The 1,890-nt window shown below is 50.1% G+C and carries 2 protein-coding genes; one reads left to right on the top strand and one right to left on the bottom strand.

Going from position 1 to position 1,890, the window contains the following annotated elements; all coding sequences use genetic code 11:
* The first annotated feature begins 11 nt into the window (after nt 1-11).
* A complete protein-coding gene (locus FDW87_RS01810) occupies nt 12-311 on the top strand; it encodes a YfiM family lipoprotein (protein WP_137379390.1) in 300 nt (99 codons plus the stop codon).
* On the opposite strand, the gene FDW87_RS01815 is transcribed toward FDW87_RS01810, so the two are convergent.
* Nucleotides 308-1,606, bottom strand: a complete 1,299-nt coding sequence (locus FDW87_RS01815) for an MFS transporter (RefSeq protein ID WP_016154060.1) — start codon at nt 1,604-1,606, stop codon at nt 308-310. The genes FDW87_RS01810 and FDW87_RS01815 overlap by 4 nt on opposite strands.
* Nucleotides 1,607-1,890 lie beyond the last annotated feature (284 nt).

A 1,890-nucleotide genomic window follows, 5' to 3' on the forward strand; every position in this document is an offset into this window, starting at 1 on the left:
TTCTTTTCAGTATCCTGGCTATTTCTGGCTGCAGCCACATGGCAAACGACCGCTGGAGCGGACAAGACAAGGCTCAACACTTTATCGCCTCCGCTATGCTCTCCGCAGTTGGAAACGAATATGCTCAACATCAGGGCAACAGCCGCGATCGCAGCGCGGCTATCGGCCTGATGTTCTCAGTCAGCCTGGGCGCGTCAAAAGAGCTATGGGACAGCCGTCCCGCTGGGAGCGGCTGGAGCTGGAAAGACTTCGCCTGGGATGTTGCAGGTGCGTCTACCGGTTATGCGGTCTGGCAACTGGCACATCACTAGAGGCGCAGACCTTTCCCCTTCCCATGCAGCATCAGCGATACCAAAAATGCGACTATTGCCAGTGCTGTAACGTACCAGAAGAATGTTGTTTCCATACCGACAGACTTCAGGGATAACGCAACATATTCGGCTGAGCCACCAAACAGAGCATTGGCCACCGCATAAGATAATCCAACCCCCAGAGCGCGCACCTGTGCCGGGAACATCTCGGCCTTCAGAATACCGCTGATTGACGTATAGAAACTCACAATCAGCAAGGCACACATCACCAGAGCAAACGCCATATACGGGGACGTCACGCTTTGCAACGCTGTCAGAATGGGGACGGTGAAAATCGCGGCCAACGCGCCAAAACACAGCATTGAAGTACGTCGGCCAATTTTATCTGACAAGGCACCGAACAACGGTTGCACCAGCATAAACACACACAGTGCCGCCGTCATAATCCCACTGGCTACGTTGGCATGCATACCGGCAGTGTTAACCAGGTACTTCTGCATGTAGGTTGTGAACGTGTAAAAACACAGCGAGCCAGCAGCGGTAAAGCCAAGCACCATGATGAAGGCTTTGCGATTACGCCACAGACCTTTCAGAGAACCAGCTTCTTTCAGCGCGCGAACGTCCTGTTTCGAGGTTTCATCCAACTGTCGACGCAGCCATAACGCAACAATAGCCAGTACGGCGCCCAACGCAAATGGAATACGCCAACCCCACGATCTTAGCGCTGAGTCTTCTAACGTTTGCTGTAATATGACCACAACCAGCAGTGCCAGTAACTGCCCGCCGATTAACGTCACGTACTGGAAGGAAGCATAAAAACCTTTCTTCCCTTCAACGGCTACTTCACTCATATAGGTAGCGCTGGTCCCGTATTCACCACCGACAGACAGCCCCTGAAATAACCTAGCCAGCAGCAATAGAGCAGGAGCCCAGGTACCGATGGTTTCATATCCCGGAAGACAAGCGATCACCAGCGATCCCATACACATCATACAAACTGACAGCAGCATCGACTTTTTACGCCCGTGCTTATCCGCGATGCGACCAAACAGCCAGCCGCCAATCGGTCGCATCAGAAAGCCTGCAGCAAAAACTCCGGCTGTTTGTAAGAGTTGCGTGGTGGTGTTTCCTGATGGAAAAAAGATATGAGCAAAATAGAGAGAGCAGAAAGAATAGATATAGAAATCAAACCATTCGACCAGATTCCCTGATGATGCTCCGACAATCGCCCATATACGACGCCGAGTATCGCCGTCTGCCAGCGCCCCGTTCTCAGTTACACTGCTATCAGCCATTAGAATTGTACCCCTGCCAACGATTGCATTAATTTATCAATGGTGGTTGTGTCTTTTTTGGTGAAATAAATGTTATATAATTGTTATAATTTATTATGAGAGAAAGATCACGGTTTTCATTAGCAGAGAAAGGATTCAGATATGTTCGAGAAAGAGAAAAATCGGTTTGAAATAGAGTGGGCTTTTATGGGCTGGATAAAATGGTACGCTGCATCCGGCAGTTCCATTCTCTGCAGACGCAAAAAAGCCCATCCGGCAGGATGGGCTTCTTCACTTATTTGATG

Origin of the sequence: Citrobacter sp. wls826 (assembly GCF_005281245.1) — a bacterium.
GTDB classification, from domain to species: Bacteria; Pseudomonadota; Gammaproteobacteria; order Enterobacterales; family Enterobacteriaceae; genus Citrobacter; species Citrobacter braakii.

Excerpts from the sequence above, each read along its gene's own strand:
- FDW87_RS01815 (WP_016154060.1), bottom strand. The coding sequence starts at position 1,606 with ATGGCTGATAGCAGTGTAACTGAGAACGGGGCGCTGGCAGACGGCGAT.